Source organism: Kitasatospora sp. NPDC096204 (genome assembly GCF_044763205.1).
GTDB lineage: Bacteria > Actinomycetota > Actinomycetes > Streptomycetales > Streptomycetaceae > Kitasatospora.
In genome coordinates this window covers 67,386-93,228 of record NZ_JBIWFT010000026.1, presented here as the reverse complement: position 1 = coordinate 93,228, position 25,843 = coordinate 67,386, and the positions used below count along the sequence as shown (strand labels likewise).

Sequence of the window (25,843 nt, the reverse complement as noted above, 5' to 3'; positions counted from 1 at the left end):
GTTGACCCGGTGGGAGGGATAGAGACATGACAAGGAAGCCGTACCGCCTGGCCGCCACCGCGCTCGCGCTGCTCCTCGCGGCCCCGCTGTTCACCGCCTGCGACGCCGACCAGGCGCTGGACTGCGGAAAGCGGGCGATCAGCCTCACCGGCGACGTCCAGGACCTCGCGGACTCGGCGGTCAACGTCGGGCAGATCACCGACGACAGCCGCCGCACCCACACCGTCGAGGCCCTGAAGAAGGTCGCCGCCGACGCGAAGAAGATCCGCCAGGACAACGGGGGAAAGGCCGACGCGGCCGCCGACCGGCTCTCCAAGGCCGTCAACGACGCCATCGACCGGCTCTCCAAGGGCCGGCAGCCCGACTTCAAGCCGATCACCGACGCCGCCGGGGACATCGGCAAGGCCTGCGCCGACTCCTGACGGGCCGGAGCACCCACCGCCCCACCCGCCGCCACCCACTCGACCGGCTCCCGGCCCGGGCGCACCGCCCCGGCCGGGAGCGCATCCCCTGCCCCGGGCCCGGCCTGTCTCCGCCGCACGGGCACTGCCGGACGGCAGGAACGGCACCGGAGTCGGCGCCGAAGTCGGCTCCCAGGTGATGTACCAGGTGAAGGGCACCGCCGGCCCCGCCCACGGCGCGGACATCGCGGTCGTGGTCACCGACGGCGCCTTCCCCCGCGACGCCAAGGCCTGGGGCGACAAGCACGGCGTGCACTGGGTCGACCGCGACCGGCTCCGTCACTGGGCCGCTTCACAGCCGGCACCGGTCTGACCCTCGACACCCCGACACCACCCTGACAAGCCGACGTCAGTGACGTGGGGTTCACGCTGTCGCCGGTCGGACTGGCAGGACTGTCACGGGGGCGCATCGCGGCTCTTGCGAGCCGATGACGGCTCCGGCAGATCGGGGGCCTCGGCAGAGCAGAGTTCGTGCAGTCGAGCGGATCCGGCGCGCCGGATTCGTCGCGCCGGACGAACGGACCGTACGGCAAACCTCATAGGGTCGCCAGCAGCGAGGCCAGGAGGCGAACTATGCGGACACTGTTGCGGGGCGGTCGCGTCATTGACCCGGCTACGGGCTTTGACGGCACGGCTGACGTGCTGGTCTCCGATGGCAAGGTCATTGCCGTCGGACCAGGGCTGCCGGCATCCGACGACCAGGTCGAGATCGATGTCGGCGGGTACATCGTCGGGCCCGGGTTCATCGATCTGCACAGCCACGTGCACTCCATCGCGGGCCAGCGGCTGCAGGCGATGGACGGTGTCACGACGGCGCTCGATCTGGAAGCCGGGCTGATGCCCGTCGAACGGGCCTATGCCGAGGCGGCCGCGGCGGGACGCCCGCTCCACTACGGCTTCTCGGCTTCCTGGGGCTCAGCGCGGGCCAAGGTGCTCGCCGGTATCGAGCCGGACGCGAACATCAACAGCGGGCTTGCCGTGCTCGGCGATCCGGCCTGGCAGCGGTCCTCGTCGCGGGCCGAACTGACCGCCTGGCTCTCCCTCGTGGAGGGTGAGCTGGCGGCGGGCGCGCTCGGCGTCGGCGTACTGCTCGGGTACGCCCCGGCCAGTGATCCGGCCGAGTTCCTGGCGGTGGCAAAGCTGGCCAAGCAGGCCGAAGCGCCCACGTACACGCACGTCCGCGAGCTGGTCGAGACCGACCCGGCCACGCCGGTCGACGGGACGCAGGAGATCGCGATCGTCGCGGCCGAGACCGGTGCCGCAATGCATCACTGTCACGTCAACAGCACGTCCGGACGGCACGTCGACCGGGTGCTCGCCGCGCTGGAGTCGGCCCGTTCGGCCGGCTCGCGGGTGACGGTCGAGGCCTATCCCTACGGTGCGGGCAGCACCGGCATCGGCGCGGCGTTCCTTTCGCCCGAGCGGCTCAGGATGAAGGGTCTCGACCCGACGCGCGTGCTGATGCTGGAGACCGGCGAGCGGATCGCCGACGAGGCCCGGCTGCTGCAGGTCCGCGCCGAGGACCCGGGTGCGCCGTGCATCCTTGAGTTCCTCGACGAGGAGAACCCGAAGGACCGGGACGCACCGGCCGCGGGGCCGCCGCCGCGATCGGCGTCGGGCCGCTCGCGCTCGACGGCTCGGGCCTGCGCGCGTCCCGCGACGGGGCCGACCGCGCGTTGCGCGTGTTGCTCACCAACGGCGGCACAAAGCGAATGATCACCGCCGAAGACGCGCACATCGAAGCGCTGCTGCTCGAACTGGCGGACCTCTCCGCGGCACGCGGGGATGTCGCGACCGGGCCGATCGCGCGGCTGCTGGCCTACGACACGAAACACCAATCGCAGCTCGTGCACACGCTGCGGTGCTGGCTCGATTCCTTCGGCGACATCGGCGTCGCGTCGACCGCCGCGTACGTGCATCCGAGCACATTCCGGTACCGGTTGCGCCGGGTCGCGGAGGTCGGCGGAATCGATCTCGACGACCCGGCAGACCGGTTCGCGGCGATGGTGCAACTGCATGTGCTGACGCGGAGGGGAAAAGCCCTTCCGGTTGAAAGGCCTGACAAGGCCCGGTTGCGCCAACCCTCCGAGCGTTCCGGCTTCCTTCGCCAACGTGTGCCGTCATCGCCGACGAACGCGTGCGCCCTGGAGAGACCCGGGGAATCCGGGGTGATGGCGACGAACGTGCCGTCGAGGTAGGGCAGCAGTTCGTGCTTCGCCGGGGGCGCGCTCGGTCACCGGGAACGGGCGTCCTCGGCACGGGTGGACACGGCGACCGAGTACCGGCCTCCGTCCCGGTACTCTCTTCGCCCGGCCCGCACCCGGGCTGGAGCAGCAGGCCGCCGACGCACTGGGGCCGGGCCGGCTGGACGAGCCGACCCTGGACACCGCGCGCGAGTACGGGCTGCTGCTCCAGGGCTACGAGCACCTGTTCCGGGACACCCTGGGCGTCATCGACGCCTGAGCACGGACCGCCCCGGGACCGAGGGGCCTCAGGCCTGCCAGTGCGGCTTCCCGCTGACCATCCGGCAGTAGATCACCCGGCCGCCGGCCTCGTGGGTGCTCTTGCCCAGGTCCGCGTTGCGGCAGAACTGCCCGGCCTCGTAGCAGTTGCCCGCGTTCGAGCGGATCTCGCACCCGGCACCGGCCCCGGCCGCCGCGGGGGGCTCGGGGTCGGTCGGCGGCTGGGCGGTGGTCACCTTCGGCTGCGGCGCCTTGGTGGCGGGCGCCTGCGAGGGGGCACCGGGCTGGGCCGAAGGCGCCGCGGGCGGGGGCGTGGCCACCGGGGCGGCGGGCGCCGGCTCGGCCGGTGGGGTGCTGACCGGGGCCGGCGCCGCGGGCGCCGCCGGCGGGGTGGTCACCGCGGCCGTGGTGGCGGCCGCGGTCGGCGTGGCCGAGGCCGTGGCGGCGCTGTCGGCCGCCGACGGGTCGCAACCGGTCAGCGCCAGGCCGACGGTGAGGACGAGTCCGGCGAATCCGGCCAGGCCGGCCCGGCGGCGACCGGGTATCCGTGAAGGCATGGGTGGAGAACGCTCCGTTCCGTTTGGATGAGTCGTGCGATTCAAGCAGGAACCGCACACGCACCGTCCACCGAATCCCCACTCGTTGGCAGATCGAGACCTTCCGGTCACCGAGCGTCGCCGACCCGCCCGAGCCCCGGCCGACCCGCCTCAGGCCCCGGCCGTCAGCACCGACCGGCCGTCAGCACCCAGGCCGGCTCCCAGCGCCGACCGGCCGTCAGCGCAGCCCTGCGGTCCGGCGCTCGAACACCACGGGGCGGGCGGTCTCCAGCGCCGTGGAGACCGCGCCGAGGAGCACCGCCTCCTCCCCCAGGAGGCTCGGCGCGAGCGTCGGACGCATCGGGGCGAGCCGGTGCAGGGCCTGCTCCAGCGGCTCCAGGAGCAGGTCCGCGCTGCTGCCGATCCCGCCGCCCAGCACGACCAGGTCCGGGTCGAGGAGCGCCGACAGCACGGCCACCGCGTAGGCGAGCCGCTCGGCCTCCCGCTCCACCGCCCGGACCGCCGCCTCCTCCCCGGACCGGGCCCGCTCGAACACCTGCTTCGCCGTCAGCTGCCGCGCCGCGGAGTCCCCGTCCAGCCCGAAGTCCCTGGCCGTGCGCACCACCGCGTCCGCGGCGGCCTCCTGCTCGATGGTCGCGGTCGGCTCGTCGGCCCGCCCGGGCAGCGGGACCAGGCCGATCTCGCCCAGCGCGCCGTGCGCACCGAGCAGCAGCTCGCCGTCCTTCACCACGCCCAGACCGAGCCCGGTGCCGACCAGCAGGTAGGCGAACATCCGGCTGCCCCGCCCGGCCCCGAGGGTGTACTCGCCGAGCGCCGCCAGATTGGCGTCGTTGGCCACCGAGACGCCCGTCCCCAGGCCCTCGCCTATCCGGTCGAACAGTCCCGGCCTGCCCCAGCCGGGCAGGCTGTTGGCGTAGCGCACCCCGCGCAGTTGCTCGTCCCACACCCCCGGGGTGCCGATCACCGCGTGCACGATGTCCGGGGCGGTCAGGCCGGCCTCGGCGATCGCCTCGTGCGCGGCCTCGACCACCGCGTCCGCGACGGCGTTCGCCGAGCGGCCCCGGTTGGCCACGTCCCGGCGGGCGACCACCGTCCCGGCCAGGTCCGCCACCGCCACCCGCAGCCGGGCCCGGCCGATGTCCACGCCGAGCACGTACCCGGCCGTCGGGTCGACCTCGTACAGCACGGCCGTGCGGCCGCGTTCGGGGGCCAGCCGACCGGCCTCGCGGACCAGGCCGGCCCGTTCCAGTTCGGCCAGCGCGGCCGACACCGTCGGCTTGGACAGACCGGTGTCCCGGGCCAGCTGGGCGCGCGAGGAGCCGCCGCCGGTGCGCAGCAGCTCCAGCAGCAGCCACTCGTTGTTGCTGCGCAGCCGCTGCCGGTTCCACGGCACCCCTGGGGCCCCGGCCGCCGGGCGACTGGTCGGCTGGTGGGGGCTCATCGGGTTCCTCCGGTGTGGGTCTTCGGGCGCGGGTCGGGTCGGTACGGCCGGGTGGGCCCGGCCCGGGGCGTCCGGGGTCGGGCGCCGCCGCCCAGTATGACCGGTGATCATCCCGTGTTCGCCCGCCGTATCCGTACGGCCCCGCCCGCGGCCCGGTGGACGTACCGGCCGCCCGGTGGACACACCCGCGGCCCCGCCGGCGGCCCGGTGGACACACCCGCGGCCTCGTGGACACCCGCGGCCCCGCCGACGCACTCCGTTACAACACGGTCCGCGGCCGGTCAACGTTTCACCCACTTGTGGGCGTGCCGCGCCCGGGCGCGTGATCATGGGCGTATGCACTTCCGGCACGGCAACCGAGCACAGGGTCCGCAGCCCGCGACGCCGGACTCCCGGCCCCTGGCCGCAGCCGCGGCGGCCCTCGCCGCGCGGCTCGGCGCGATCACCGGCGGTGACGGCGGCGACGATCCGGAGCGGCTCCGCGAGGTCCTCGCGGCCGCCCCGGTCGGGGTCGCGCTGCTCGACGAGCGGCTGCGCTGGCAGTACCTGAACGCGGCCTTCACCACCGCCACCGGGCTGCGCAGGGCGGACCTGCTCGGCCGTGCCGCCGGGAGCACCGCCTTCGCCGGAGCCCTCGGCATCCTGCACCGGGTCCTCGACGACGGGCTCGCCCGCGAACACGCCACCGGGGGCCCGGACGGTGTCGGCGCCCCCGTGCCGCCCGGTCTACGGGTGCGCTACCGGGCCCTGCGGAAGTCCGGGCAGACCACCGGTGTGATCGTCGTCGTGCTGGACGACCCCGACCCGGCCCGCGACCAGCTGCGCGAGCTGGAACAGGCCCGGGCCCGACTCGCCCTCCTGGACGCCGCCACCGAACGGATCGGCACCACCCTCGACGTCGGGACCACCGGCACCGAACTCGCCGTCTTCGCCGTTCCCAGGCTCGCCGAACTCGCCATCGTGGACGTGCTGCCGCCCGCGGCCGAACCCGCCCGGGGCGGCCACGGCGCGTCCCAGCGGCTGCACCGGGCCGGTGCCCGGGCCGTACCCGCGCTGGCCGCCGACCTCGCCGAGCTGCCCCGGCCGGGCGAATCGATCCGCCACCGGGACGGTTCGGCCGCCGCCCGCAGCCTGGCCGGCGGCGTCGCCGTGCTGACCGAGCCCGGGCCCGAGGACGCCTGCCCGGCCGGAACGGCCTCACTGCTGGTCCTGCCGCTGGCCGCCCGGGGCCGGCTGATCGGGTTGCTCACCCTCGGCCGCACCACCGCCGGCCCGGCCTTCACCCCGGACGAGGCCGCCCTGCTCGGCGACCTCGCCGCCCGGGCCGCCGTCGCCCTCGACAACGCCCGCCGCTTCGCCCGCTCCCAGGGCATCGCCCTGGAACTCCAACGGGCCCTGCTCAGCGAGCCCGGCAGTCCGCACCAGAACCTCACCCTGGCCTCCCGCTACCTGCCCTCCGGGAGCGCCTCGGTGGTCGGCGGCGACTGGTACGAGACGGTCCGGCTGCCGTTCGGGCGCACCCTGCTGGCCATGGGCGACGTCATGGGTCACGGCGTCGAGGCCGCCGTCGACATGAGCCACTACCGCTCCGCGCTGCGCGACCTCGCCGGCATGGACCTGCCCCCGCACCGGATCCTGCGTCAGCTCGACAACATCATCTCCGCCGACGACTCCGCCCGCCCGGCGACCTGCCTGCTGGCCCTCGCCGACCCGGGCCGCGGCCGCTGGACCCTCTCCAGCGCGGGCCACCTGCCACCCGCCCTGATCGCCCCCGGCCATCCGACCGAGCTGCTGCGCATCCCCACCGGCCCGCCGCTGGGCACCGGCCTCGGCGGCTACGAGCAGACCACCCACCCGCTCCTGCCGGACCAGACCCTGCTCCTGTACACCGACGGCCTGGTCGAGCGCCGGGGCGAGGACATCGACGTCTCCCTGGAGCGCCTCGCGGCCCTGTGCCTGCCCGCCGCCGGAGACCTCGACGAGCTGCTCGACGCCGTCCTCCACGCCCTCGCCCCGCCGCCGGCCCCGACCGCCGAGGACGACATCGCCCTCCTGGTGGCCCGCCCCCGACAGCGCTGACGGCCCGCCGGGTTCCGGGCCCGGGGCCGCTCGCCGTCCTCGCACCGACCGTCCCTGCACCAACCGGCGTCGCACCGACCGCCCTTGTACCGACCGCGCTTGTACCGAAGCGGCCCCCACGCCACCGGCTCCCCCGGGCTCACACCCTCGCCAGCGCCCGCCGCACGTCCGCCCAGATGTCCTCCGGGTGCTCGATGCCCACCGACACCCGCACCGTTCCCGGGCCGATGCCCGCCGCCGCCAACTCCCCGTCCGACAGCTGCCGGTGGGAGGTGCTGGCCGGATGCAGCACCAGGGTGTGCACGTCGCCGAGGGAGGGGGCCAGCGAGGCGAGCCGGACGGACTCGGTGAACGTCGCGGCGGCTTCGCGGCCGCCGGCCAGGTCGAAGGCCAGGACGCCGCCGTGGCCGTCGGGCAGCAGGCGGCGGGCGAGTTCGTGGTCGGGGTGGGTGGGCAGGCCCGGGTAGTGGACGGCGGTGACGGCGGGGTGGGCGGCGAGCCGGCCGGCCAGGTCGAGCGCGGTCTCGCAGTGGCGGCGGACCCGCAGGGCGAGGGTCTGCATGCCGCGCAGGGTCAGCCAGGCGGCGAACGGGTCGGCGCTGGCGCCGAGTTCGAGCGAGCGCCGCCAGACCCGCTGGTGCAGCTCCGGGTCGGCGAAGACGGCGATCCCGCCGAGGACGTCGGAGTGCCCGCCGAGGTACTTGGTCACGGAGTGGATCACGATGTCCGCGCCGTGCTCGACCGGTCGGCACAGCAGCGGCGTCGCGAAGGTGTTGTCCACCACGCTCACCACCCCGGCCCGCTCGGCGACGGCGATCAGCCCGGGCAGGTCGGTGACCCTGGTGGTGGGGTTGGAGACGGTCTCCAGGAGCAGCACCCGGGTGCGGGGCCGCAGCGCGGCCGCCACCCCGGCGGGGTCGTCGCCGCTCACGTAGGCGACCTCGACGCCCCAGCGCTCGGTGAGGTCGGTCAGCGCGCCGATGGTGCCGCCGTACAGGTTGCGCTGGGCGACCACGTGGTCCCCGGCGCGCAGCAGGCTGAGCAGCACGGTGGTGATCGCGCCCATGCCGGAGGCGGTGGCGAGGGCGCCGGTGCCGCCCTCCAGTCCGGCGACGGCCTGCTCCAACGAGCGGACGGTGGGGTTACCGAAGCGGTTGTAGAAGAAGGCGCCGTCCGGTCCTGCGTGGGCCTCGGCGAGCGCCTCGCCGGTGTCGAAGGCGAACAGGTGGCCCTGGTACAGCGGGACGCCGAGCGGACGGCTGCCGGTGGCCTCGGCGAGCGGCGGGTGGACGACCCGGCTCTCGGGGCGCAGCTCGTCGGGGGCCTCGTGCGCGCGGGGTGCTTCGTACGGGCGGGGTGCGTCGTACGGGCCGGGTGCTTCGTACGGGCCGGGTGCCTCATATGCCTCGGAGGCGTCGGAGACCTCGTGGGAGCCGGGGGCCGGGTGGGAGTGGAAGTCGCTCATGACGGTCATCCTCAGGCGGTCCCGGCACCCGGGCCAGGGCCAATCACCGCCAAGTGGCCCGCCCCGGGCGGTCGTTCCGGCTCCACCGCCCGGAGGCGGCGGCGACGCCCGGGTCACGGCTGCGGCCGTCCCCGGCTGCGGACGGCCCTCGGCGGCTACTTGCGGCGGCTGAAGATCCGCTTGACGGCGTAGACGATCCCGACGATGAGCAGCACCACGAACAGGATGATCAGGATGACCACGACCAGCAGGAACTTGCCCAGCTTGGCGAAGAAGCCCTTTTTCTTCTTCTCGTCCTTGGCCAGGTGCGCGGCATCGGCGGAGGCGGCGCGCGCCTCGGTACGGACCTCCGAACCGGTGGCAGCGGCAGCGGCCCCCACGGTGGCCCCCGGGTTCGCGGCGGCGGCCGCGACGGTGCGGGGCGCGGCCACGGCCGCCGCACCCGATGCCGCGGCGGTGAGGCCGACGGCGGCCAGCAGGGCCACCAGGGCGCCGGCTATCGAACGTACGATCCGATCAGTCATCGTGCTCCTCTTGCGGGTCCGGAGCAGCGCGGATCAGCCGGTCTGACCAATTTCTCATGGTCTGACCAGCTGGTTTTCCCATCCGCGCCTAGTATGCTCCACTGAAGTTCTACAGCGGTGTAAAAGTTTAGCGACGGGCGGTGCCCGGATCGGCTCCGGCCCCGGGCCACGCGAACCCACCGCTTCGACGGGGGCTTGCGTGGCAACTGTGGAGGATGACGACGTGTCTGGCCGCAAGGGTTCCCCCGAAGCCGAGAATTCGCCGCACCGGGCGGCCGGGCGCCGGGCGGCCGACCGGAGCGACGGCCGGCGGAACGACCGGCGGAACGACCGGCGGAACGACCGGCGGAACGACCGGCGGAACGACCGGCGGAACGACCGGAGTGACGACCTGGCGGGCGATCGGAACCCGGACGGCCCGAACATACCCGACGGCCGGGCGACGGGCCGCGCCCGCAAGAAACCCAAGCGCAGCACCAAGGAGAAGGTGCTCTGGGCGACCGCCGGCTGCACCGCCCTCGCCGTCCTCGGCGGCGGCGCCCTCTACTACCGGCTGAACAGCAACATCAACACCTTCGACGGCGACGCCCTCAGCAAGGACCGCCCGGAGGCCGCGGCCCCGGACGCCCAGGGCCGCACCCCGGTCAACGTGCTGCTGATCGGCTCGGACAGCCGCGGCAACGGCAACAGCGACCTGGGCGGCGGCGGGGACGGCGGCGCCCGCTCGGACACCGCGATCCTGCTGCACGTCTACGCCGACCACAAGCACGCCGTCGGCATATCCATCCCCCGCGACTCCCTGGTCACCATCCCGCCGTGCAAGCTTCCCAACGGCAAGTGGACCAAGGAACAGACCAATGTGATGTTCAACAGCGCCTTCTCGGTCGGCGACAGCGACCAGGGCAATCCGGCCTGCACCCAGAACGCCGTCGAGAAGCTGACCAACCTGCGCGTCGACCACACCGTCGTGGTGGACTTCAACGGCTTCGCGTCGATGACCAAGGCGGTCGGCGGCGTCGAGGTCTGCCTGCCGACCGACATCCACGAGGGGGACCTCAACCCCAACCTCGGCCACAAGGGCAAGCTGGTCTTCCCCAAGGGCAAGCAGAAGGTCGAGGGCCAGGCCGCGCTGGACTACGTCCGGGTGCGGCACGGCATCGGCGACGGCTCCGACATCGGCCGCACCAAGCGCCAGCAGGCCTTCCTCTCCTCCCTCATCAAGGAGGTCAAGTCCCGCGGCATGGACCCGACCACACTGCTGCCGCTCGCCGACGCGGCGACCAAGTCGCTGACCGTCGACCCCGGCCTCGGCTCGGCCGCGAAGCTGCTCTCCTTCACCATGGAGCTCAAGGACGTCGACCTGCACGACATCAAGTTCCTGACCGTACCCTGGCGTTACGAGGGCCCGCGGGTCGCCCTCGTACACCCCGACGTGGACCAGCTGTGGGCCGCGCTCAAGGCCGACCGCACCATCGACGGGCAGGACGCGAGCGCCCCGGCCGACCCGGGCTCCGCCGCCCCCGCCCCCGCTCCCGCCGCCGCGCCGGCCCCGGCTTCCGCCCCGACACCCGCCCCCGACGCCAAGGCGGCCGAGGTGAAGGTCTCCGTGCTCAACAGCACCGGCGAGACCGGGCTCGGCGGCCGGGCCGCGGAGACCGTCAAGGGCGCCGGCTACACCGTCACCGGCGTCGGCAACGCGGTCGGCAAGCCGCGCAGCACCACCGTCGTCGAGTACGGCACCGGCGAGCGCACCGCGGCCGAGGCGGTCGCCAAGCTCTTCCCCGGCGCCACCGTGCAGCCCGGCGGCCGGGGCGTCAGCGTCGTCCTCGGCCACGACTTCGCCGCCGCCAACCCGGCGAGCGCCACCGCGCCGGCCCCCGGCGGCACGGCCACCGCCCCGGCCCCGCTGCCCACCAGCGTCAGCGGCGCCGCCCGCTCGGCCGACGACGACCCCTGCGCCAACCTCTCGTACGGCTGAGCCCGGCTGAGCCCGGTTGAGCCCGGCCGAGCCCTGCCACGGCCCCTCGGCCGAGCCTCGGTGGGGCGCCCGGCCGTTGCTCGTCCGAGGGGCCGCGGCTCGTCCGAGGGGGTGTCAGCGCCTCGTCCCGCAGGACGGGCAGAACGCCGCGCCGTCCGGGACGTCCCGGTTGCAGCTCGGGCACTGGACGGGCTGTGCCAGCCGGAAGCCGCAGCCCGGGCAGAACGGCGTGCCGTGGGTCTCGGTGTGGCACTGCGGGCAGACCAGCTGGCGCGGCGCGTTCACGTCGAACTCGGCCCCGGACTGCTGCCCGGACTTGTACGCCCGCTCGCTGACCGTGTCGTTGAGGCCGCGGTGCTGCGCCGCCATCGCCTCGGCCGCAGTGTCCGGGGCGCAGTTGTGGCACAGGCCCTGGGCCGGGTTGAAGCAGCGCCCGCAGACGTAGTGGGTGCACCGGGCGCAACGGTTGAAGTGGGACTGGGCGTTGGCGATGGACCGCTGGAAGGCGGCGTCCCGCGAGGTGCCCCAGGTCTGGCCGGCCAGCCCGTCGGCGGCGTTGCTGATGGTGTTGGCGTTGCCGCCGATGAGGTTCCAGGCCGCGCTGACGCCCTTGCCTATCCAGCCGGCCACCTGACCGGTCCTGAACGGCTCGAACGTCGAGCGCCAGGTGTCCGAGCAGCGGTAGCAGTAGAACTCGAACTGGAAGCCCGCGCCGGTGCCGTGCTGCTCGCACAGGTCGCGGTAGTTGTTGCTGAAGTAGATCTCCGAAGTCACGTCGTCCCCGGTCGCTAAGTGGCCTGCCAGCGGTCGCTCCCAGGGACGACAGGGGCTCGCCGAACGGTTCCGCCGGGACTCGCGTCCCGCCTGCTCAGAGCCCGGAGACGGGCAGCAGCAGCACCCGCGCCGGGTCGAACCGCTGCCAGAGCACGGGCTGCCCGCTGCGGCCGATCCGCAGCCGGCACCAGCGCTGCCCGGCCGCGTCCTGCCACCATGCGCTGATCCGGCCGAGTGCCCAGGCGCCGTCCCCGAGGTCCACCTCGACCGGCTGGTAGACCCACTGGACGTCCCGGTCCTCGCACTCCGCTTCCGCCGGGCCCCCGGCACCCTCGGCACCCTCGGGACTGCACTGACTCTCCATCACGGCTCCGTCTCCCGACCCGGCCCCGGCCTCCGGACGCCCGCTCGGGGCGGCCGGCGGCCGGAGGTGCAGCTCACCTCCAGAACTCTACAGGCGTGTAGAGATCGGCGGGAGGAGTTCCGTCGAAGACGATCGACCCGTGGCCCGTCGGCCGAGCGCCGGGGTGTGGTGGGCCCGGGCCGTGGGGGCCGGGCCGTGTGGGCCCGGGCCGTGGGGGCCGGGTTGGGCCGGCCTCAGCGCTCCTTGCGCGAGGACCGCCGCCGCCACAGGGCGAGCGGCACGATCCCGGCCAGCGCGGCGGCCTCCGGTGCCGGCAGCTCCTCGGCCGGCGCACCGGCCGCGCCCGCCGCCGCGGCCGGCACCTTGTCGAAGGTGTCCGGGACCGGCAGGGTCGACCAGTCGGACAGCGGCCAGGCCACCACGAAGGCCCGGCCGACCACGTTGTCCACCGGCACGAAGCCGTCGCCGGTCTGGTTGTGGTGCCAGCGGGAGTCGCGCGAGTTGTTGCGGTGGTCGCCCATCACCCACAGCTTGCCCTTGGGCACGGTGACGGTGCCGACCGGGTCGTCGTCGCAGGGCGTCGAGCCGGGGAACAGGTACGGCTCCTCCAGCGCGACGCCGTTGACCCTCAGCGGCGCGCCGGCCTCGCAGTCGACGGTGTCCCCGCCGACCGCGATCACCCGCTTGATCAGGTCCTTCTCGTCCGCCGAGGGCATCAGGCCGACGGTGCTCAGCACCTTCTGGACGGTGCCCGTCACGGAGCCGCCGGAGGTGGCCGGCGTGCCCTCCAGCCAGCCGCCCGGATCGCGGAACACCACCACCTCGCCGCGCTCGGGCTTGGCGCCGAACCACGGGGTGAACTTGTCGACCAGGACCCGGTCGCCGATCGCGAGGGTCTGTTCCATCGACCCGGAGGGGATGGAGAAGGCCTGGACGAAGAAGGTCTTGATGCCGAGCGAGAGCAGCAGCGCGATCACCAGCAGGATCGGCAGCTCCTGCCAGAACGGCCGCTTCTTCCGGGGGCGTTCGGCCTTCTCCTCGGCCTCCCCGTCGGGCGCCCCGGGCGCCTTCCCCGCGCCGCCGGCGCCCGTGTCCGCGCCCTCCGTCACCGTGGTGCCCGTACCCGCCTGCGCCCGGCCGTCCCGGGCGCCCTCGCGTTCCCCTGCTCCGCCGCTCTCACCGGACTCCGCGCTCCGCTGCACACTCATCTCCTCGGCCCCTCCCGCGGCCTGGCGGGAGCCGGTAGGAAGACCCCCTGTCAGGAACGAACCTACCGAACAGAGGTTCCCGGGCGCGCCCTGACGTGGATGCGCTCGCCCTGCGGACCGAACAGGCTGAGGAACTCCACCGGCTGCGGGCCCGCGTTGCCGAAGGCGTGCGGGGTGCGCGTGTCGAACTCGGCGGCCTCACCGGCCGTCAGCACCAGGTCGTGGGTGCCGAGCACCAGCCGCAGCCGCCCCGACAGCACGTACAGCCACTCGTACCCCTCGTGGACCTTCAGCTCCAGCTCGGGCCCGGCGTTCCTGCCCGGTGGCACGATGTGCTTGTAGGCGTGCAGCCCGCCCAGGTGGCGGGTGAGCGGGACGATGGTCTGGCCGTTCCTGGTCACCGGGCGCGGGTGGATCCTCGGGTCCCCGGTGGCCGGGGCGCCGACCAGTTCGTCCAGCGGCACCCGGTACTCCCGGGCCAGCGGCAGCAGCAGCTCCAGCGTCGGCTTGCGCTGCCCGGACTCCAGCCGGGACAGCGTGCTGAGCGAGATGCCGGTGGTGGCCGCCAGTTTGGCGAGGGTGGTGCCGCGCTCCCGGCGCAGCGCCCGCAGCCGCGGGCCCACCGTGGTGAGGACGTTCTCGAGCTCTTCGTCGGCCATGCCTGCCATTTGCCAGCACGGCAAGGCCGATTGTCAATCCGGCACACGGGTGAGGTCTCGGCCGCCACCCCTGCGGGTCACCCCCGCCGGTCCCGCCTATCCTCCCGTCATGCGCATCCTCCTCACCCGGGACAGCGTCTCGGCCGGCGACGACACCGACGCCCCGCACGCCGAGGCCGTCACGCTCCCCGACGGCCTGGACACCCCGGCGGCGCTCGCCGCCCTCGGACTCCCCAGGCCCCGGCTCCCGCTGATCGGCGGCGGCCGCGCCACCTGGGTGGTGCGCGGCGCGGACAGCAGCGCGCTCGCCGTCCTCGCCCAGCAGTGGCCGCGGCCCCGTCCGCTCCCGGCCGGCCTGGGCCCGCTCGAACGCCTGGCCGGAGCGGACGGCGCCGTCCGGCTGCACCTCGAGTACCGGCGCCAGACGGACCCGGCGGCCGAGTACGAGCGGCTGCTGCCCGGCTAGGGCGCTCGGTGGTCAGGGCGCGCCGAGGAGCCGGCGGAAGGGTCGTCCGGTCTCGCCCCCTCGGACCTACAGCCAGTCCCGCTTCTTGAACACCAGGTACAGCCCGGTGCACACCAGCGCCATCAGCCCGATCGCGAACGGGTAGCCGAAGACCCACTTGAGCTCCGGCATCGTCTCGAAGTTCATCCCGTAGACCGTTCCGATCAAGGTCGGCGCGAAGAGGATGGCCGCCCAGGAGGAGATCTTCTTGATCTCGTCGTTCTGCGCGTGCCCCGCCTCGGCGAGCTGCTTCATCTCCTCGTTCTGCCGCTGCGAGACCAGCGTCGCGTTGACGGTCAGGATGTTCTGGAGCATCTGCCGGAAGCCGTCCACCCGCTCGGCGGCGTAGGTGGCGTGGTCGGCGACGTCGCGCAGGTAGCGCTGGAGCTCGTCGTCGGTGCCGTACTTGCCGAAGCCCGCCTCCAGGCTCTTCATGATCTCCAGCAGCGGACGGGTGGCCCGCTGGAACTCGATCACCTCGCGGGACAGCTCGTAGATGCGGCGCGAGACCTGCGGGTCGCCGCCGAACACCTCGGTCTCGATCTCGTCGATGTCGTGCTGGAGGCCGGCGATCACCGGCGCGTAGCCGTCCACCACGGCGTCCAGCACCGCGTACAGCACCGCCTCCGGGCCGAGTGCCAGCAGCTCCGGGTCTTCCTCCAGGCGTCGGCGCACCGCCGAGAGGTCCGGGGCCTGGGAGTGGCGGACGGTGAGCACGAAGTCGGGGCCGACGAAGAGGTGGATCTCACCGAAGTCGACCTCCTCCGCCTCGTCCAGGTAGCGGGCCGCGCGCAGCACCACGAACAGGGTGTCGCCGTAGCGTTCCAGCTTCGGCCGCTGGTGGGCGACGATCGCGTCCTCGACGGCCAGCTCGTGCAGGTTGAACCGGTCGGCGGCCTCCAGCAGCTGCGCCTCGGCGGGGCGGAACAGGCCGATCCAGGCCATGGTGCCGGGCCGGCCGGGCAGCTCGCGGTAGATGTCGGCGAGGTCGGCGGGAGCCTCCGTCCGGCGGCCGTCCCGGTAGACCGCCGCGTCCACGACGGAACGTTCCAGCGTCACCGGTTCGACGGGCTGGTCGGGGCGCGGGTCCATCGAGTGCTCGGGCGCCGGCTGGGTGTCCGTGGACCGGACGACGGAACGGGAGAACGGACGCTTGCTCGCGCGCACGGCGCGCACACGCCAGTCGGACATGGCGGGGACCTCCACGGTGGATGCCCGGCCGCCGTACGGGAAGCACGGCGGACCGGAGGCGCCCGGCCGGCCGCCACGCGCACGGCGGACCGGAGGCGCCCCGTCGGGAGGACGAGGTCAGAGCCGCGCGGGAGCCGTACGGGAGGAGGTGTGCCGGGGGCCGCGAGTGGTGCGGGACAACCGGGGGCGGGGCCGACTTCGGCCCGTACTATTGCACTCCACGACTCTCACCTCCTGGCCTCCGCGCGCCTGCGCACCGGGAGGGGTGCCAGCACAACCCCGCCGAGTCTAGTACCCGCACGCCGCGGACTCCGACCCGGGCCCTGCCGCGGACCGCGCCCACCGCACCCACCGCTCGCGCCCGCACGCCAGGGACCGCCCGGTGCGTTCCTCACGCTGCGTCAACGGCCCCGCCGCGCAGGCGCGTTCGTCCGGAGCGAAGCGATCACGGGGAGGAGACGGCGCCACTACGCTACGTGCCATGACTTCTTCGGAGAGGGCCCCGGGGCGGGGAACGGCAGTGGTGATGGGCGGCGGGCTCGCGGGACTGGCGGCCGCGTGGGCACTGCGCGGGTTCGCCGAGCGGATCGTCGTGGTGGAGCGGGACCGGTACCCGGCGGGGACGGAGTTCCGGGCCGGGGTGCCGCAGGGCCGGCACGCCCACCTGGTGCTGGAGGCCGGGCACCGGCTGCTGGAGGAGATGATGCCCGGCATCCGGCAGGAGCTGACGGCCGCGGGCGCGCAGCAGGTGGCCGCCTCGGACGTCAAGTGGCTGTGCGCCGCGGGGTGGCTGGCCGAGTACCCGGCACAGGTGGGCTTCCTCTCCTGTACCCGGCCACTGCTGGACAAGCTGGTGCTGGACCGGGTCCGCGCCCACCCCGCGATCGAGATCCTGGAGGGGACGGACGTGGTCGGGCTGCTCGGCTCGGCGGGAGTGGTGACCGGGGTGAAGGTCCGCTCGCGCGGGTCGGCGCACGGCTCCGAGCGTTCCGAGAACGGTTCGGAGCGCGACGCGGAGCACGGCTCCGCGCACGACTCGGTGCACGACTCGGCGCACGACTCGGCGCGCGGCTCCGAGCGCGGTGAAGTGCGGGAGATCCCGGCCGAGTTGGTGGTGGACGCGGCAGGCCGTTCGACCTCGGTGCCGAAGTGGCTCGCCGAGCTGGGCTGCCCGCCGGTGCCCGAGGAGCGGGTGGACGCGGGCGTCGCGTACGCCTCCCGGATCTTCCACCGCCCCGCCGGGTCCGAGCTCGGGCCGGGCCGGGCGGCCTACCTGCAGACCAAGGCACCGGACGCGCCGCGCTTGGGCGTGCTGCTGCCGGTCGAGGGCGACCGCTGGATCGTCAGCCTCGCCGGGATGCGCGGCGCCGAACCGGGGCCCGGCGAGGAGGGGTTCACCGAGCACCTGGGCCTGCTGCGTGACCCGCTCCTGCGCGAGCTGCTGCGGGACGCCGAACCGGCGGGCGGGATACGCGGCTTCCACCCCGGCCCGGGCATGCGCCGACACTACGAGCGCAGTTCCCCGGACGGACTGGTGGTGGTCGGCGACGCCGCGAGCACCTTCAACCCGGTGTACGGGCAGGGCGTCACCGTCGCCCTGTTCTGCGCCCGGGAGCTGCGCCGCACCGCGAAGCGGCACGGCGGCATCGGGCACGCCACCGCACGGGCCGCACGGCACGCCGTCGCCGCCGCGTCCAAGATCCCGTGGATGATCTCCTGCGCCGAGGACGCCCGCTTCCGCGCCACCACCGGCGCGCCCTCCGGCAGCCTGGTCGGGCTCCAGCACCGGTTCTTCGACAAGGTGCTGGCCGCCAGCACCCGGGACCCGGCCGTCACTGCGGCGTTCCACGAGGTGATGTCGCTGGTGGCGCCGCCGTCACTGCTGTTCCGGCCGCCGGTGCTCACGGCGATCCTGCGGGCCTGAGCAGGCGAATCGGCATCGGCCCGAGCCGGCATCGGCCCGAGCCGGCGTCGGCCCGAGCCGGACTTGACCTGAGGGGGCCGCGGACCGCAGACCATGGGCCCGAGGCCCTCAGGCCCGGCGCCGGGGGCGCCCGGGTGCTACTCGCCGAGGTGCGCCGCGACGTAGGGCAGCGCCACCTGTTCCAGGCCGCGCCGGCCGAAGGCGGGGTGGACGTTGACCTCGAAGACCACGCCGCCGCTCTCGGCGGCGAGGTCCACCCCGGCGAGGTCCAGGCCCAGGGAGGCGGCCGCCGCGACGGCCGCCTCCGCCAGCCCGTCGGGCAGGTCGCCGTAGTCCAGCAGGGTGGAGACGGCGCCCCGGCTCTCGTTGCAGGGCGCGTCCGGGTCCGCCTGGACGTGCTCGACCACCCGGACCACCCGCCCGTGCAGCACCACCACCCGGTACTGGTGGCGGCTCCCGTCCGGGAGGACGTTCCGGGCGTCGCGGGCGATCAGCCAGTCCGCCCCCACCCGCGCGTAGTGCCGCGCGGCAGCGTCGAGCTGGGCACGGGTGGTGACGTGGAAGACGTCGCCCCCGCCCATCCCGACGCAGGGCCGGGCCCAGACGTCGCCGCCGAGTTCCGCGAAGGCCTCGGCGGCGGCCTCCGGGCTCGGCTTGGAGAGCGCGATGCTGGGCATGTGCGGCACGCCGTCCCGGACGAAGCGGGCGACGGTGAGGTCCTTCTCGGTGGCCGCCCGCCACGCCTCGGCGTCGACTCCGAGCGACCGGGCGCCGAATCCGCGCAGCCGCCGCTGGCAGTCCTCGAACGCGCGCCGCCGGTCCGGCGGGATCTCGTACACGATCACCGTGTCGGCGGACACCCTCCGACCGCCCGCCTCCAGCCGGAACCCGCCCTCGTCGTCGGCCTCGACCAGGCCGCTGCCGCCGGTCATGAAGTGCCGGGCGTCCAGGTGTACGGGCTCCCGGCCGGTCAGCGTCCGCGCGGCGGCGGCGAGCACCTTCCGGCTGCCTTCGGTCGAACTGTGGTCGGTCAGGAGTACGAGGTCGCGTCGGGCCATGCGGACATGCAAGCGATTGCAGCGTGATCACGACAAGAGCGCCCTGTGCGCCATCCGCCGAGCCGCATGGCCGAAACCTCACCGCTGTAGGCGGGGCAGCGTCCACCGACGACCCGCTCCGGATGTGGACAGCGCACACCGACGACCCGCTCCGGATGGGTCACCCGTTAATTCGGATGCGCTCGCTCCGCCCCAACAACTACCGTGCCCCACATGTCTACGCCCCGAATCTCCTAGCCGACGGACCGCTTCCACGCCACCCGTCTGTCCGCTAGTCGTTTCGGAGCGTTATCCCATGATCACCACCCGTGGTGTCGACGTGCGCGTCGGCGCCCGCCTGCTGCTGTCCGATGTCACCCTGCACATCGCCCCCGGCGACCGGATCGGCCTGGTCGGCCGCAACGGCGCCGGCAAGACCACCCTGCTCGCCACCCTCGCCGGTCAGCTGGCGCCCGCCGCCGGCACCGTCACCCGGACCGGGGCCGTCGGCTACCTCCCGCAGGACTCCCGCGCCGCCGACCCGTCGGTCACCGTCACCGACCGCATCCTGTCCGCCCGCGGCCTGGACGGCGCCGTCCACGCCCTGCGCGCCGCCGAGGCGGCGATGGCCCGGGCCGGGTCGGCGGCCGAGGAGCGCCGGGCGATGGACTCGTACGTCCGGGCCGAAGCCGGGTTCCAGTCCCGGGGCGGCTACGCCGCCGAGGCCGAAGCGGCCCGGGTCGCGGCCGGCCTCGGCCTGCCCACCCGGGTGATGGACTCCCCCGTCGGCACGCTCTCCGGCGGCCAGCGCCGCCGGGTCGAGCTGGCCCGCATCCTGTTCGCCGACCACGGCACCCTGTTGCTGGACGAACCGACCAACCACCTGGACGCCGACGCCATCGCCTGGCTGCGCGGCTTCCTCGCCGGCCACCAGGGCGGGCTGGTACTGATCAGCCACGACCTCGGGCTGCTCGCGGAGACCGTCAACCGGGTGTTCCACCTCGACCCGCAGCGCGCCACGGTCGACGTCCACAACACCGGCTGGCAGACCTACCTGACGCAGCGTGCCGCCGACGAGCGCCGCCGCACCCGGGAACGGGCCAACGCCGAGCGCAAGGCCGCCTCCCTGCACGCGCAGGCCGACCGGATGCGGGCCAACGTCGCCACCGCGACCACCGCCCGCAGCATGGCCCGGCGGGCCGACCGGATGCTCGCCGGACTCGAACCCGTCCGACAGGCCGAGCGCACCGCCCGGATCCGACTGCCCGAGCCCGCCCCGTGCGGCCGGATGCCGCTCGGCGCGATCAGCCTCGCCAAGTCCTACGGCGGCCGGCCGGTGCTGACCGGCCTGGACCTCGCCGTGGACCGTGGCAGCCGGCTGGTCGTGCTCGGCCTGAACGGGGCCGGCAAGACCACCCTGCTGCGCATCCTGGCCGGCCGGGAGACCCCGGACTCCGGCCGCGTCGTCCCCGGCACCGGACTGCGGCTCGGCTACTTCGCCCAGGAGCACGAGACCCTCGACCCGGCACTCAGCGTGCGCGACAACCTCGCCGAGGCCGCGCCCGGCCTGACCGACGGCGAACTGCGGCACGTGCTCGGCGCGTTCCTCTTCCGGGGCGACGACGCCGACAAGCCGGCCGGGGTGCTGTCCGGCGGGGAGAAGACCCGGCTCGCCCTCGCCGCCCTGGTGCACTCCGGCGCCAACGTCCTGCTGCTGGACGAACCGACCAACAACCTCGACCCGGCCTCCCGCACGGAGGTCCTGGCGGCGGTCGGCACCTACCCGGGCGCGATCGTGATGGTCACCCACGACCCGGGCGCCATCGAGGCCCTCCGGCCGGACCGCGTGCTCCTCCTGCCGGACGGCGACGAGGACCTCTGGCACGACGCCTACCTGGACCTCGTCGCGCAGTCCTGACATTCGTTCGCCGCCCGCCCCGCCCCGCCGAGGCTCCTCCCGGCGGGCGGGCCGGGCACGGGCCCGCGCCGCGAACCGACCGGGCGCGATGTGGTGTTCGCCACGGCGCGGGTGAAGCCCCCCGCCCCTCGGCCTCCCACCACCAGCAGCACCACGTCCTCGGCGGCGGCCGCCTTCAACCAGCACCTGCGCGGGTGTGCCCTCCTCCACCCGGGCGGTCACCTCCGCCGGGGGGCTCGGCGCCGACCGCCTTCTCGATGCTCTCGGCCAGGGCCCGGCCGGTTCCCGCACCATCCCCTGGCAGCATCCGCCGGGCCGGCGGGATCCGCACCTCGGCCCCGGAGGCGCCGCAGCCCCCTTCTCGCGGCGACCGCCGTCCTCGGGAGACGCCGCACTCCGGGTCCGGCACGACCGGACCGGCGGCCGCGAGTGCCGGCCGGACCTCCGCGGAGAACTCCCTCCCGGCTCGGCCCGTCCCCGTGGCGGGCACCCGCCTCCCGGTCGGGCCGCGGACGGACGTGCCGCCGGACGGTTCCCGGAGGATCATGAAGGTCTACGGACCGTCCCCCACCGGGCCTCCCCGGAGCCAGCGGGCCGGACGGGCCGCAGCTCAGGCCGTCGCCGGGTCGTACATCGAGGAGGTCGCCGTGAACACCACTCCCGCGTCGGGTCCCCCTGGTCCGATCGTCGTCGGTACGGACGGCTCGGAGCACGCCCGCCGGGCCGTGCTCTTCGCTCTTCGCGAGGCGCAGCTGCGCGGAGTCGGCGTGCGGGCCGTCTGCGCCTTCGGCGGCAAGCACGCCGAGCCGGCGGCCCGGGCCGTGACGGGCTGGGGCGGGGGCGGCGAACCGGCTCCGCACCTGCGGGACAGCGTCGCCCGCGACGTGACGGACTCGGTCGAGGAACTGCGACGGCAAGTCGGCGAGCCGTACGTGGAGATCGAGGTGCGCTGCGAGCGCGGCCGGCCCACGCAGGTCCTGCTGGACGCGAGCCAGGACGCCGACCTGCTGGTGGTGGGCTCCCGCGGCGCCGGCCTCTGGGGCCGGCTCTCGCTCGGCTCGACCAGCACCGAGATCGTCCACCACGCCCACCTCCCCGTGGTCGTCGTGCCGCCCGGGCCCGAGGGCACGACCGGGTGAGGCCCGCGCCCGTGAATCGGCGGACCTCCCGGAGGAGAACACGGCACGCCGCCCCGAACCGCCCGCACCCGGCTCCCCCTCACCGAGCGGGAGGCCTTCCGTCCGGGCGGTTCGGGGCAGCGGTCCTCGTGTCTCCTCATGCCGCGATCAGGTGGTCGCGGATCTTCTCGTCGTCCCGGACCAGGGCGCGCAACAGCGCGGTCCGGCGGACGACTCCCACCAGTCGGCCGTGCTGGTCCGTCACCGGCATCCGCTTGAGCTTCGACCGAGCCGCGACGCGGGCGGCGTCGGCGACTGTCGTACCCGGGCGGACCGAGACGGCGGGCACCGACATCAGGCTGGCGGCGTTCTCACCCCGTGCCTTCTCGTGGAGGCGGTGCTCGCGCAGGCGGCCGATCGGGCCGGGGCGCTGCCTCTCGGCTTCGACGGCGGCCTTGGCCAGCAGATCGGACTCGGACACCATCCCGATCACCCGGTCCTCGGCGTCCACGACCGGCACCGCGCCGATGTCCTCCCGGTCCAGCATGCGGGCCAGCTCCAGGAAGGGCAGGTCGCCCCGGACGGACAGGGCGGGTACGTCCATGACCTCGCGCACCCGCATGACCTGCGGGACCTCCGGCTCGACCGGTACGCCCTCGGCCGTCTCCGCCGGGACCGGTGCGCCCTCGGCCGCCTCGGCCGGCTGGGGCCGCTCGGCGCCCCGGGAAGCGGTGGCGGAGGCGACGGCGCCGAGATAGCGCAGCAGCGTCTCCTGGCGGTGCGGCTCCTCGGGGCTCCACGCCTTGCCGGGTGTGGCACGGCGGGCCTCCGCTCCAGCGGAAAAGTCATCGTGCTCGCTCACGGCGGTCCTCCCTGTCACGGTGTTCCTCACTGCGGCCAGTGTCCGTCCGGCGCCGCCGTCCCGGCTTGTGCCGGTCGGCCCCAGGCCGGCGGCGGACGGCCCAACAACGGGCGACACACCGGGACGAGCGTGGAGACTGGAGTAGGGGCCGACCGCAGGAGGCTTCGCATGGCGCGACTTCGGGACTTCCTGGCGCGGTTCCGCCCGCTGGGTGCGCCCGGGGCGGCTGCCACCGGTGTCCCCGCCGACCGCGCGGCCGAGCTGGAGGCGGAGCTGGCACCATCGCTGGCGCAGTTGACACAGGCCCAGGAGGAGGCGGCGGCCGTCCGGACGGCGGCCGCCGACGAAGCCGAACGCATCCGACGGGACGCGGCCCGTCATGCGGCGCGGATCGTCGACGAGGCCAGGGCTCGGACAGCGCAGGTCCGCGCGGAGAGCGCGGCTCCGGCCCGGCGGGCGGCCGAGGCCCAGGCGGCCGAGCTGATCGCGGCCGCCGATCGGGCCGCCTCACAGGTGCGCCGCAGGGCGCGCGAGCGGATGCCCGAACTGGCCGACCGGGTGGCGGAACTCGCCCTGGCCGACGCCCGGGAGCCGAGGAGGTCCCGGTGAGCGCCGCGTGGGTCGGCGGGGTGACCCGGGCGAGGAGCCTGCTCTCGCGCCGCCTGGGCCGGCCGGAGGCCCGGGAACTCGCCGCCTGCGCCGGGCTCCCGACAGCCCTGCGTCACCTGGCCGTCACGCCCTACCGCAGGTTCCTGCCGACCGACGCAACCCTCGCGCAGGCGCAGCGGGCCGTCTCCGCGACCCTGCTGTGGCACCTGCGGGTCCTCGCGGGCTGGCTCCCGCGCGCCGGGGGGATCGCATTGCGCCCTGGCGGCCGGGTTCGAGATCGCCAACATCGAGGAGCGACTGCGGCCGCCGGACGGGCCGCCGCCGTACCGGCTGGGGGGCGTTGGCCACCGCCTGGCGGCGGGTGGAGCGGGCCCGCACCCCCGGCGAGGTGCGGGCGGCGCTGGCGGCCTCGGCCTGGGGCGACCCGGGCGGGGAGGATCCGGCGACCGTGGCCGTGGTGCTGCGGATGGTCGCAGCGGCCCGTACCGCGGAGACGGTGCCGCCCGCCAGACGATGGGCACAGGGCCGGGCCGCGCTGCTGACCGCCCGCAGCCTCTTCGTCGCCGGTCGGCACCTCCCGGCGGAGGCGGCCCGGGAGGCGGGTCGGCTGCTGCGGCCGGGAGCGGTGGAGGCGGCCTCGTTCGAGGAGTTCCGGCAACGGATGGATCCGGCCGCGGCCTGGGCGGTGGCGGGTCTGGACGGCTCGGACGAGCTGTGGCGGGCGGAGGCCCGCTGGTGGGAGGTGCTCGAACAGGACGGCCGCGAGCTGCTGCGCGACAGCCGCTACGGGCTGGCGCCGGTGGTGGGGGCCGTGGCCGTGCTGTCCGCGGACGCCTGGCGGGTACGGGCCGCCCTGGAACTCGCCGAACGCGGCGGCGGACCGTTGGAGGCGTTCGATGCGCTGGGCTGAGGCCGTCACACCGGTTCGGATGCGACGGGTCGCGATCGTCGCCCCGAGCGCGGCCCTGCGCGAGACGCTGCTGCTGGTGGCCGACGCGGGCTGCGTCGAGGTCGAGCGGATCGAGGAGGCCCCGCCGGGCCCGGCGGGGCGGCGCCTCCAACGGCTGTCCGCCGCCCCTGGCACTCCGACGCTCCTGGCCGGGCCCGAGCCGGACCTCGACGCGTTGGAGCGGGAAGGACGGCTGGGGCTGCTCGCGGGTGAGGCCCAGATCGAGCAACACGCGGCAGCGGCGGTCCACCGGGGCGAGGTCGCCGCGCTGGCCGGCTGGTGCCCGGCGAGGGCCGTCCCGGCGCTGGCCGGGCGGTTGGCCGCGGTCGGCGGCGCTCTCGTGCCGGTACGGGCACCGCGCGGGGTCGATCCGCCCACGCTGCTGGCCACCGGACCGGTGCGGCAGGCGTTCACTCCCCTGGTGACGACCTACGGGACGGTGCCGTACCGGGACCTGGACCCGACCTGGTCGGCCGGGATCGCGTACGTGGTGATGTTCGGCCTGATGTTCGGCGACGTCGGACACGGCGTGCTGCTGCTCCTGGCCGCGTCGCTGCTGGGCTCCGGACGCCCCCGGCGGGCGGCGCGGTTGCTCCCGCTGTGGCCGTTCGTGGCCGGGGCCGGGTTGGCCAGTGTGCTGGCGGGCCTGGCGTACGGGGAGTTCTTCGGTCCGACCGGTGTGCTGCCCGTGCTCTGGATGGATCCGCTGGACCGGCCGGAACGGCTGCTGGTGGCGGCCGTCGGTCTGGGCGGGGTGCTGCTCACGCTCGCCTTCGTGGGCGGCGCGGTGAACCGGTGGCGCGAGGGCGGTCCGGCCAGGGCCCTGTACGCGGTCTCGGGGGTGGCGGGGCTGGCGCTCTTCCTGGGCCTCGCCGCGCTCGGCGGCGGGTGGTACCTGCGCCTGCCCGCGCTGCTGGGCGTCGGGGCGGTGCTCACGGTGGCCGGGCTCGGGGCCGCGGGTGTGGGGCTGTTCACGGGCAGCGCCGGCGGGGCGGGCGGAGCGGCGCAGACCGCCGTGCAACTCTTCGACGCGGTGCTGCGGATCTTCGCGAACACCGTGTCCTTCGCCCGGCTCGCGGCCTTCGGCCTCACCCACGCGGCGCTCGGGCAGGTGGTCTGGCGCGGCACCGCTGGGCTGGCCGAGCGCGGGCCCTGGGGGGTGCTCGGCGCGGTGGTCCTGTTCACCGTCGGCAACGCCGTGACCTTCGCGCTGGAGGCGCTGGTGGCCGGTGTGCAGGCGCTGCGGCTGGAGTTCTACGAGTTGTTCTCCCGGGTGTTCGAGGGCCTGGGCCGCCCGTTCCGGCCCTGGCACCTGCCCGTCCGACGAGCGGAGGAGTCCCGGTGATCGCTTGGCTGATCGCGCTTCCCGTCCTGGCCGCCGCTTTCGGCGTGGTCCGTCTGCTGACCCGCCGGCGAGGACGGTCGGCCGTGCGTTGGCTGCTCGGTGCCAACGCCGCCGTGCTCGGCGGGGCGCTCGCGCTGCTGGTGACGGCCCTGAACGCCCCGGCCCAGGCGGCGGCGCCCGTCGCGGCGGCGAACTCAGGGTCCGGATCGGCCGCGCTGATCGGGGCCGGAGTCGCCGTCGCCGGTGCCTCGATCGGCGCGGCGATCGCCGTCGGCTACACCGGCGCGGCGGCGATCGCCGCGATGAGCGAGCGGCCCGAGTTGTTCGGCCGGGCGATGGTCATCGTCGGACTGGCCGAGGGGATCGCCGTGTACGGGCTGGTGGTGGCGATCCTGCTGATCGGGAAGGCCTGA

The 25,843-nt window shown here is 74.8% G+C and carries 24 protein-coding genes and 1 pseudogene; 14 read left to right on the top strand and 11 right to left on the bottom strand.

The window, feature by feature from the left end:
- Positions 1–26 precede the first annotated feature (26 nt).
- The 4 genes and pseudogenes from ACIQ87_RS26270 (at position 27) to ACIQ87_RS26255 (ending at position 2,659) form a co-directional block, all read left to right on the top strand.
- A complete protein-coding gene (locus ACIQ87_RS26270; RefSeq protein WP_402410722.1) occupies positions 27–422 on the top strand; it encodes a hypothetical protein in 396 nt (131 codons plus the stop codon).
- 145 nt (positions 423–567) lie between these two features.
- Positions 568–774: pseudogene (locus ACIQ87_RS26265) on the top strand (restriction endonuclease); the annotation flags it as partial.
- 260 nt (positions 775–1,034) lie between these two features.
- Positions 1,035–2,177 (top strand): amidohydrolase family protein, encoded by a 1,143-nt coding sequence (locus ACIQ87_RS26260; protein ID WP_402410719.1) that lies wholly within the window; start codon positions 1,035–1,037, stop codon positions 2,175–2,177.
- On the top strand, positions 2,174–2,659 hold the full coding sequence (locus tag ACIQ87_RS26255; RefSeq protein WP_402410716.1) for a helix-turn-helix domain-containing protein: 486 nt from the start codon (positions 2,174–2,176) through the stop codon (positions 2,657–2,659). The genes ACIQ87_RS26260 and ACIQ87_RS26255 overlap by 4 nt, the downstream gene beginning before the upstream one ends.
- A gap of 293 nt (positions 2,660–2,952) precedes the next feature.
- Here the strand turns inward: ACIQ87_RS26255 and ACIQ87_RS26250 are convergent, their stop codons facing one another.
- Together ACIQ87_RS26250 and ACIQ87_RS26245 are read right to left on the bottom strand one after the other, a co-directional pair.
- Positions 2,953–3,480 carry a hypothetical protein gene (locus ACIQ87_RS26250; RefSeq protein ID WP_402410714.1) on the bottom strand — a complete coding sequence of 176 codons (528 nt, stop codon included), beginning with the start codon at positions 3,478–3,480 and terminating at the stop codon, positions 2,953–2,955.
- Positions 3,481–3,697: 217 nt separating this feature from the next.
- Positions 3,698–4,921 (bottom strand): ROK family protein, encoded by a 1,224-nt coding sequence (locus ACIQ87_RS26245; RefSeq protein ID WP_402410711.1) that lies wholly within the window; start codon positions 4,919–4,921, stop codon positions 3,698–3,700.
- A 336-nt stretch (positions 4,922–5,257) separates the two neighbouring features.
- Between ACIQ87_RS26245 and ACIQ87_RS26240 the strand changes: the two genes are divergently transcribed.
- On the top strand, positions 5,258–7,000 hold the full coding sequence (locus tag ACIQ87_RS26240; protein ID WP_402410708.1) for a SpoIIE family protein phosphatase: 1,743 nt from the start codon (positions 5,258–5,260) through the stop codon (positions 6,998–7,000).
- 139 nt (positions 7,001–7,139) lie between these two features.
- On the opposite strand, the gene ACIQ87_RS26235 is transcribed toward ACIQ87_RS26240, so the two are convergent.
- Positions 7,140–8,465: a trans-sulfuration enzyme family protein gene (locus tag ACIQ87_RS26235; protein ID WP_402410705.1), complete on the bottom strand. Its 1,326-nt coding sequence runs from the start codon at positions 8,463–8,465 to the stop codon at positions 7,140–7,142.
- Between the two features lie 155 nt (positions 8,466–8,620).
- Complete coding sequence (locus tag ACIQ87_RS26230; RefSeq protein ID WP_402410703.1) at positions 8,621–8,989, bottom strand: hypothetical protein; 369 nt, start codon at positions 8,987–8,989, stop codon at positions 8,621–8,623.
- A 223-nt stretch (positions 8,990–9,212) separates the two neighbouring features.
- Between ACIQ87_RS26230 and ACIQ87_RS26225 the strand changes: the two genes are divergently transcribed.
- On the top strand, positions 9,213–10,967 hold the full coding sequence (locus ACIQ87_RS26225; protein WP_402410700.1) for an LCP family protein: 1,755 nt from the start codon (positions 9,213–9,215) through the stop codon (positions 10,965–10,967).
- A gap of 114 nt (positions 10,968–11,081) precedes the next feature.
- On the opposite strand, the gene ACIQ87_RS26220 is transcribed toward ACIQ87_RS26225, so the two are convergent.
- The 4 genes from ACIQ87_RS26220 to ACIQ87_RS26205 all read right to left on the bottom strand — a co-directional run bounded on the left by ACIQ87_RS26220 (position 11,082) and on the right by ACIQ87_RS26205 (position 13,972).
- The gene (locus tag ACIQ87_RS26220) at positions 11,082–11,741 is read right to left on the bottom strand and encodes a zinc ribbon domain-containing protein (RefSeq protein WP_402410697.1); all 660 of its coding nucleotides are present in this window, start codon (positions 11,739–11,741) and stop codon (positions 11,082–11,084) included.
- 94 nt (positions 11,742–11,835) lie between these two features.
- Positions 11,836–12,105, bottom strand: coding sequence for a hypothetical protein (locus ACIQ87_RS26215; protein WP_402410695.1), 270 nt, complete (start codon positions 12,103–12,105; stop codon positions 11,836–11,838).
- Between the two features lie 233 nt (positions 12,106–12,338).
- The gene (gene lepB, locus ACIQ87_RS26210) at positions 12,339–13,313 is read right to left on the bottom strand and encodes a signal peptidase I (protein ID WP_402410692.1); all 975 of its coding nucleotides are present in this window, start codon (positions 13,311–13,313) and stop codon (positions 12,339–12,341) included.
- Positions 13,314–13,375: 62 nt separating this feature from the next.
- Positions 13,376–13,972 (bottom strand): helix-turn-helix domain-containing protein, encoded by a 597-nt coding sequence (locus tag ACIQ87_RS26205; RefSeq protein WP_392877667.1) that lies wholly within the window; start codon positions 13,970–13,972, stop codon positions 13,376–13,378.
- 109 nt (positions 13,973–14,081) lie between these two features.
- Here ACIQ87_RS26205 and ACIQ87_RS26200 point away from each other — a divergent pair, with 109 nt between their 5' ends.
- Positions 14,082–14,438 (top strand): hypothetical protein, encoded by a 357-nt coding sequence (locus tag ACIQ87_RS26200; protein ID WP_402410689.1) that lies wholly within the window; start codon positions 14,082–14,084, stop codon positions 14,436–14,438.
- 66 nt (positions 14,439–14,504) lie between these two features.
- On the opposite strand, the gene ACIQ87_RS26195 is transcribed toward ACIQ87_RS26200, so the two are convergent.
- Positions 14,505–15,668 (bottom strand): magnesium and cobalt transport protein CorA, encoded by a 1,164-nt coding sequence (locus ACIQ87_RS26195; RefSeq protein WP_402410686.1) that lies wholly within the window; start codon positions 15,666–15,668, stop codon positions 14,505–14,507.
- Positions 15,669–16,149: 481 nt separating this feature from the next.
- Between ACIQ87_RS26195 and ACIQ87_RS26190 the strand changes: the two genes are divergently transcribed.
- Positions 16,150–17,592, top strand: coding sequence for an NAD(P)/FAD-dependent oxidoreductase (locus ACIQ87_RS26190; RefSeq protein ID WP_402410683.1), 1,443 nt, complete (start codon positions 16,150–16,152; stop codon positions 17,590–17,592).
- A 137-nt stretch (positions 17,593–17,729) separates the two neighbouring features.
- On the opposite strand, the gene ACIQ87_RS26185 is transcribed toward ACIQ87_RS26190, so the two are convergent.
- Complete coding sequence (locus tag ACIQ87_RS26185) at positions 17,730–18,650, bottom strand: RimK family alpha-L-glutamate ligase (protein ID WP_402410680.1); 921 nt, start codon at positions 18,648–18,650, stop codon at positions 17,730–17,732.
- A gap of 295 nt (positions 18,651–18,945) precedes the next feature.
- Here ACIQ87_RS26185 and ACIQ87_RS26180 point away from each other — a divergent pair, with 295 nt between their 5' ends.
- Positions 18,946–20,547 carry an ABC-F family ATP-binding cassette domain-containing protein gene (locus ACIQ87_RS26180; protein ID WP_402410677.1) on the top strand — a complete coding sequence of 534 codons (1,602 nt, stop codon included), beginning with the start codon at positions 18,946–18,948 and terminating at the stop codon, positions 20,545–20,547.
- A gap of 647 nt (positions 20,548–21,194) precedes the next feature.
- Complete coding sequence (locus ACIQ87_RS26175; protein ID WP_402410675.1) at positions 21,195–21,686, top strand: universal stress protein; 492 nt, start codon at positions 21,195–21,197, stop codon at positions 21,684–21,686.
- Positions 21,687–21,822: 136 nt separating this feature from the next.
- Here ACIQ87_RS26175 and ACIQ87_RS26170 read toward each other — a convergent pair whose 3' ends face one another.
- The gene (locus ACIQ87_RS26170) at positions 21,823–22,527 is read right to left on the bottom strand and encodes an HPP family protein (protein ID WP_402410673.1); all 705 of its coding nucleotides are present in this window, start codon (positions 22,525–22,527) and stop codon (positions 21,823–21,825) included.
- Between the two features lie 168 nt (positions 22,528–22,695).
- Here ACIQ87_RS26170 and ACIQ87_RS26165 point away from each other — a divergent pair, with 168 nt between their 5' ends.
- The 4 genes from ACIQ87_RS26165 to ACIQ87_RS26150 all read left to right on the top strand — a co-directional run bounded on the left by ACIQ87_RS26165 (position 22,696) and on the right by ACIQ87_RS26150 (position 25,843).
- Positions 22,696–23,136, top strand: coding sequence for a hypothetical protein (locus ACIQ87_RS26165; RefSeq protein WP_402410670.1), 441 nt, complete (start codon positions 22,696–22,698; stop codon positions 23,134–23,136).
- Positions 23,137–23,476: 340 nt separating this feature from the next.
- Positions 23,477–24,046 carry a hypothetical protein gene (locus ACIQ87_RS26160; protein WP_402410667.1) on the top strand — a complete coding sequence of 190 codons (570 nt, stop codon included), beginning with the start codon at positions 23,477–23,479 and terminating at the stop codon, positions 24,044–24,046.
- Between the two features lie 19 nt (positions 24,047–24,065).
- Positions 24,066–25,430: a V-type ATPase 116kDa subunit family protein gene (locus tag ACIQ87_RS26155; RefSeq protein ID WP_402410664.1), complete on the top strand. Its 1,365-nt coding sequence runs from the start codon at positions 24,066–24,068 to the stop codon at positions 25,428–25,430.
- Positions 25,427–25,843 (top strand): ATP synthase subunit C, encoded by a 417-nt coding sequence (locus tag ACIQ87_RS26150; RefSeq protein WP_402410662.1) that lies wholly within the window; start codon positions 25,427–25,429, stop codon positions 25,841–25,843. Before ACIQ87_RS26155 ends, ACIQ87_RS26150 begins: the two co-directional genes overlap by 4 nt.